This is a genomic window from Endothiovibrio diazotrophicus (genome assembly GCF_054657215.1).
Genome location: NZ_BAAHXB010000365.1, coordinates 1 through 281, shown reverse-complemented (window position 1 = coordinate 281; position 281 = coordinate 1). Strand labels below are relative to the sequence as shown.

Sequence of the window (281 nt, the reverse complement as noted above, 5' to 3'; positions counted from 1 at the left end):
TAACGCCCCGCCCAATAGGGGGAGAGGTAGGTCCAAAAAAGCTGGAACTCCTCTTTAAGCAGATAGGCGCGTACCGAGCGCAGATTGTACTGAACGAGCTCAGCGAGTTTCACCTCCTGCTTCTCCGTCAGGTTCTCCGGGCGCTTGAGCAGCAGCCAGCGGGTTCTCGTCAGTACCGGCTCGTAGCCTTTGGCTTTCAACTCCTTGGCTTCCTGGGCACGCACTTCGTCAATCGCTTTACTCAGATGCGCCATGATGTGGAAGCGATCCAGCACATGTAC

Annotated in this window: 1 protein-coding gene; it reads right to left on the bottom strand. The window is 56.2% G+C overall.

What is annotated here, in order from left to right; genetic code table 11:
- Positions 1-281: transposase (locus ACYQ2W_RS26835; protein ID WP_459874206.1), on the bottom strand; the 281-nt coding region annotated here is incomplete at both ends.